Here is a 6000-nt window from a genome sequence, read left to right on the forward strand (position 1 = left end):
ACGGCCCGTCGGGCACGGCGCCGACCGGGACCAGCGTGTCATACGGCGTTTACGTGCTGAACGCCCCATAGGGGCGGCCCCGTTCAGCCCGGTGCCCCCGGCGATCCCGCCCCGGCGGGCGAGTGGGCCAACGCGCAGGGAGACGACGGCGCGGCCCCCGGTGGCGAGGGGGGTGGCCGTCGGAGCCGTAATCCGGACGTCCGTCGCCCGCACACCCCATCCGACAGGCACGTCCCCGCCGAACACAGCCGGCACGGGGACAACGCACGCGCCCCCGGTGGCGACCGGGGTGTGCCTCGGAGCCGTAATCCCCACGCATCCCGCCCGTGCACCCGCGCAGGCCGATACACGCGTCGTCACAGCCGTCGTCACGCCTTCACCAGCCCCTGCACCTGCCCTCCGAGCGCCAGATACACGTCCTCCAGGCTCGGTGTCGCCAGCGTGAAGTCGTCCAGCGCCGCGAACGCGGCTCCGCCGGTCACCGCCGCGACGGCGGCGCGCGCCTCGTCGGGTGCGAGCCGCAGCACCCAGCGGCGGCCCGACTCCTGCGCGGAGCCACGCAGCGCGGCGACCTCGGGGACGTCGAGCGGGGCGCGCTCGCGCCAGACGAGTTCGAGCCGTACGTCCCCGGCGACCTGCTCCTTCAGCCCGGACGGGGTGTCGCAGGCGATGACCTTGCCCCGGTCGAGCACGGCGACCCGGTCGAGGACCGTCTCGGCCTCGATGACGTTGTGGGTGACGAGCAGCACGGTCGCGCCCCGCTCGACCCGGCGCCGGTCGACCGCCGCCCAGACCGCGCGCCTGGCCACCGGGTCCATGCCGGTGGTGGGCTCGTCCAGGACGAGCACGGGCCGCTCCCCCACCAGCGTCGCCGCGAAGCAGGCCATCCGCCGCTGGCCGCCGGAGAGCTTCTTCAGCGGGCGGCCGGCGAGTTCGGTGAGCCCGAGTTCGGCGAGGACGGCGTCGCGCTCGGCGCGCGCCTCCCCCAGGCCGAGCCCGCGCAGCCGCCCCGTGGTCTCGGCCGCGAGCCCGACGGTCAACTCGTCGAGCGCGGTGGACTCCTGGCCGAGATAGCCGATGAGACGGGAGGCGCGTTCGGGGTGGCGGACCAGATCGTGTCCGAGGACGTCGACGCTGCCGGAGTCGGGCCGCATGAGTCCGGTGAGCTGGCGTACGAGGGTGGACTTGCCCGCACCGTTGGGACCGAGCAGACCGAAGATCTCGCCGCGCCGCACGTCCAGGGAGATGCCGTCGGTGGCGCGCACCTCGGGTGTCGCCGGGGTCCCCCGCCCCCCGCGCGCGGCGGGGTACGTCTTGACGAGCTCCCGTACCGCGCACACCGTACTCACGAGGGACGAGCCTACGGGGTCCAACTGCCCGCAATTCGCCCGGGGGCCTTTCGCCCGCTACTCCGCCGTGGGCGGGTGGTCCGCCGCCGCCCGTACGTCGATCTCGCGCCAGAACCCGGCTCTGATCGCGTACCGGTCGTGCTCGTCGATCTGGTCGTCCTTGTGCGCCAGCAGCCCGAAGCGGGCCGCGTATCTCAGTACCTCGCCGTCGATACGGTGCGGGATCCGCGGATACATCGTGGACAGCTTCTGCACATGGCTCGCCTCCGGCAGCCGTTCCATCCACCGGCGGGCGAACACCTGGCCCACCTCGAAGGGGTCCCCGCCGACCGTCGTGATGTCCTCCTCGCGGTCGGCCCAGCGCTGCTCGGCGCTGGTGAGCTGCGCGAGCGTGGGCAGCGACGCGGTCTCGGGCGACTCCCCGAGCTGACCCCCGCCGCCCGTGCGCTCGACCCAGCCCCGGTCCGAGGACCAGCGGAGCGTGGCGTTCGCGGGCGGGGGCGGCGCGGCATGCGATCCGGACGTACGCAGGGCGGCCAGGTCCTTGGGGGTGGGGACGCCCCTGCCGCCCGGGGGCACCGGCTGCGCGGCCTCGGGGCCGTTCTCGTGCGCCGGCGCGTGGCCCGGCGCGTGCTCCGGCGCCGGCGGCGCCGTGCCGTTGCGCGCGGAAGCGGCCTGCGCCTGCACCTGCGCCTGCACCTCTGCCTCTGCCGCCCGTTCGGCGGAAGCGGCGAGCGCCGACTCGGGCAGCGGCGCGGAGAGGATGGCGGCGATCTCGGGGCGGGGCGCGGGCGGCGGGGCGCAGATGCCGCCGAAGTCCTTGGCGCGTACGGCCTTGGTGATCCAGGTCCGGTCGAGCACCCGGCGTTCGTCCGCCTCGGCCACCAGGTCCTCGGACTGGTTGTAGTCGCCGTCCGCCGCCTGCACCGCCCACAGGTGCACGGCGACGCCGTGTTCCTTGGCGGACATCAGTCCGGGCAGCAGGTCACCGTCCCCGGTCACCAGCACCACGTCCGAGCAGGCCCGGTTTCTGGCCAACTCCGTGAGTTCGGCGTGCATCGCCGCGTCGACGCCCTTCTGCGCCCAGCGACCGTCACTACGGGTCAGCGCGCCGAGCCGGACGGTGACACGTGACATGACGCGCAGGCGCCGGTGTTCGGGCTGCGGTACGCGGTCGGGGGCGCCGTCGAACCAGTAGATACGGAGCAGTGGCTGCTCCGTATCGGCCTCGGCACGCTCACGCAGGGCCTGGATGAGGGCGGCGTGGTCGACGGTGATGCGGGAGCGGGCCGGTTCTCCGGCGAGGAGGCTCGCGGCGGCGCCCAGCAGATAACCGGCGTCCACCAGGACGACGCAGCGGTCCACGTGTTCCACCCTCTTTCGGGGACGTCGGGATCGGGAGTTACTACGGGTTTCCTTCGAGTCTGCCCGACCGCAACTGGCTTAACGGCCGGAACTGGATCATCGGCGTGGCGTATCCCTCCCGGCTACCCCTACGGACGCCGGAACTTTGGTCAGTTACATACAGCAATGATCCAAAATGCGGGAGTTAGCGGCATATGTGAATCTGATCGCGGCCCTGGCACCAACATCCTTCAGGAGGCAGCACCATGGCCAAGAACAAGAACCGTGACCGCAACAAGCAGCACCAGGACCGTTCCACCACCGAGCGTGGCGGCGAGCAGTCCTCGTCCTCCTCGTCGGAGACCAGGGCCGAGCAGATACAGGAGCGGGTCACTCCCTCCGAGGTCCCCCACAAGGGCCGCGAGAAGCGTTTCGGCCACAACTGACGCGGTCGGCCGTGATGACGAGCCGCAGATGACGAGAGGGGCACGCCCGGATCCTCCGGGCGTGCCCCTCCACGTACGGAACCTCTACGTGCGGGTAGGTCGACGTGCGGGTAGGTCGACGTGCGCGTACGTCTGCGCCTATCCCGCCAGGCAGGACGGCCCGAGCAGCACCTTCAAGTCGCCGAAGAGCGCCGGGTCGGGCTGCACCCGGTGCCGGTCGAGCCTGAGGACGGTGGTCTTGCGCGCGCCCTGAAGTTTGATCCGCACCTCGGAGTTGCCCCGGTGGTGGCTCAGGATCTCGCCGAGCCTGCTGACCATGGGCGGGGTGAGCTTCACGGTGGGGATGGTGATGGTGACGGGCGCGTTCGTCCCGGCGGACGACAGGTCGGGAACCTGGAGCTCCATCGCGACGAGACGCGGGATGTCCTCGCGTTTGTCGAGGCGGCCCTTGACGAAGACGACGGTGTCCTCGACCAGTTGGGTGGAGACCAGCTGATACGTCGCGGGGAAGAACATGCACTCGATCGAGCCCGCCAGATCCTCCACGGTGGCGATCGCCCACGCGTTGCCCTGCTTGGTCATCTTCCGTTGGAGCCCGGAGATGATGCCGCCGATCGTGACCACCGCGCCGTCCGAGTGCTCACCGCCGGTGAGCTGCGAGATGGCCGCGTCGGACTTGTCGGACAGCACATGCTCGATACCGAAGAGGGGGTGGTCGGAGACGTAGAGCCCGAGCATTTCCCGTTCCTGCGCGAGCAGATACGACTTGTCCCACTCCACGTCGGAGAATTCCACGTCCAGCCCGAAGCCCGGCTCGGAGGACTCGTCGTCGCTGTCGCCCATGCCGCCGAAGAGGTCGAACTGCCCCTCCGCCTCCTTGCGTTTGACCTGCACCACGTTGTCGATCATCGGCTCGTGGTGCGCGACGAGGCCCTTGCGGGTGTGCCCCATCTCGTCGAAGGCGCCCGCCTTGATGAGGGATTCGACGGTGCGCTTGTTGCAGACGACCGCCTCCACCTTGTCGAGGAAGTCGGGGAAGGTGGCGTACTTCCCCTTCGCCTTGCGTGACCGGATGATCGAATCGACCACGTTCGTACCGACGTTCCGGACGGCCGTCAGTCCGAAGAGAATCACGTCGTCGCCCTGCGCGGCGAAATTCGCCACCGACTCGTTCACGTTCGGCGGCAGCACCTTGATGCCCATCCGCCGGCACTCGTTGAGATAGACCGCCGACTTGTCCTTGTCGTCCTTCACCGAAGTCAGCAGCGCGGCCATGTACTCGGCGGGGTAATTCGCCTTGAGATACGCGGTCCAGTAGGTGACGAGCCCGTACGCGGAGGAGTGCGCCTTGTTGAACGCGTAACCCGCGAACGGCACCAGCACGTCCCACAGCGCCTGGATGGCCTCGTCCGAGAAGTTGTTCTTCTTGGCACCGGCCTGGAACAGGACGAAATTCTTGGCCAGTTCCTCGGGCTTCTTCTTGCCCATCACCCGTCGGAGGATGTCGGCCTCGCCGAGCGAGTAACCGGCGATGATCTGCGCGGCCTTCTGCACCTGCTCCTGATACACGATCAGGCCGTAGGTGAGACCGAGGACTTCCTTGAGCGGGTCCTCCAACTGCGGATGGATCGGGGTGATCTCCTGCTGCCCGTTCTTGCGCAGCGCGTAGTTCGTGTGCGAGTTCATGCCCATAGGGCCCGGCCGGTACAGGGCCGACACGGCGGAAATGTCCTCGAAGTTGTCGGGCTTCATCAGCCGCAGCAGCGAGCGCATCGGGCCGCCGTCGAACTGGAAGACGCCGAGCGTGTCACCCCGGCAGAGCAGTTCGTACGTCTTGGGGTCGTCCAACGGCAGGGACAGCAGATCGAGATCGACGCCCTTATTGGCCTTCACCATCTTGACGGCGTCGTCCATGATGGTCAGATTTCGCAGACCCAGGAAGTCCATCTTCAGCAGGCCGAGCGACTCGCACTGCGGGTAGTCCCACTGCGTGATGGTGACGCCGTCGGTGTGCCTGACCCAGACCGGGACATGGTCGGTGATCGTCTCGCTGGACATGATCACGCCGGCCGCGTGCACACCCATCTGCCGCACCAGGCCCTCGACACCCTTCGCGGTGTCGATGACCTTCTTCACATCGGCTTCGTTCTCGTACATCCCCCGGATCTCGCCCGCCTCGCTGTAGCGCGGGTGCTTGGGGTCGGTGATGCCGTTGAGGTCGATGCCCTTGCCGAGGACGTCCGCCGGCATCGCCTTGGTGAGCCGGTCACCCATCGCGTACGGGTAACCCAGCACGCGCGCCGAGTCCTTGATGGCGTTCTTCGCCTTGATCTTGCCGTAGGTGCCGATCATGGCGACCTTGTCGGCGCCGTACTTCTCCGTCACATACCGGATGACCTCACCGCGCCGACGCTCGTCGAAGTCGATGTCGACGTCCGGCATGGAGATGCGCTCGGGATTGAGGAACCGCTCGAAGATCAGGCCGTGTTCGATCGGGTCGAGGTCGGTGATGCCCATCGCGTACGAGACGATCGAGCCGGCCGCGGAGCCTCGGCCGGGGCCGACGGCGATGCCGTTGTTCTTGGCCCACATGATGAAGTCCGCGACGACCAGGAAGTATCCCGGAAACCCCATGTCGATGATGATGCCCATCTCGTACTCGACCTGCTTGAGACGGTCTTCCGGGATGCCGTTCGGGAAACGCCTGGCCATTCCCCGCATGGTCTCCTCGCGGAACCAGGTGACTTCGGTGAAGCCGTCGGGGATGTCGAACTTCGGCATCAGGTTCCGCTCCTGGAACCAGCCCTCCGTATCGATCTGTTCCGCCACCAGAAGGGTGTTCGCGCACCCCTCCTGCCACG

General features: G+C 68.7%; 4 protein-coding genes. 1 reads left to right on the forward strand and 3 read right to left on the reverse strand.

The genetic code is table 11. The annotated features are described in order from the left end of the window. Positions 1–368 precede the first annotated feature (368 nt). Together ACIBLA_RS11730 and ACIBLA_RS11735 are read right to left on the reverse strand one after the other, a co-directional pair. Positions 369–1340: an ABC transporter ATP-binding protein gene (locus ACIBLA_RS11730; RefSeq protein ID WP_399198474.1), complete on the reverse strand. Its 972-nt coding sequence runs from the start codon at positions 1338–1340 to the stop codon at positions 369–371. Between the two features lie 66 nt (positions 1341–1406). Further along, positions 1407–2723: an NYN domain-containing protein gene (locus tag ACIBLA_RS11735; protein ID WP_399198465.1), complete on the reverse strand. Its 1317-nt coding sequence runs from the start codon at positions 2721–2723 to the stop codon at positions 1407–1409. 236 nt (positions 2724–2959) lie between these two features. Here ACIBLA_RS11735 and ACIBLA_RS11740 point away from each other — a divergent pair, with 236 nt between their 5' ends. Continuing rightward, the gene (locus ACIBLA_RS11740; RefSeq protein WP_363245896.1) at positions 2960–3139 is read left to right on the forward strand and encodes a hypothetical protein; all 180 of its coding nucleotides are present in this window, start codon (positions 2960–2962) and stop codon (positions 3137–3139) included. Positions 3140–3277: 138 nt separating this feature from the next. Here ACIBLA_RS11740 and dnaE read toward each other — a convergent pair. Beyond that, positions 3278–6000, reverse strand: a 2723-nt coding sequence (gene dnaE / locus ACIBLA_RS11745; protein ID WP_363245897.1) for a DNA polymerase III subunit alpha, incomplete at its 5' end; no start/stop codon positions are given.

The organism is Streptomyces sp. NPDC050433 (assembly GCF_044458565.1).
Taxonomy (GTDB): domain Bacteria; phylum Actinomycetota; class Actinomycetes; order Streptomycetales; family Streptomycetaceae; genus Streptomyces.

Excerpts from the sequence above, each read along its gene's own strand:
- ACIBLA_RS11740 (WP_363245896.1), top strand. The coding sequence starts at position 2,960 with ATGGCCAAGAACAAGAACCGTGACCGCAACAAGCAGCACCAGGACCGT.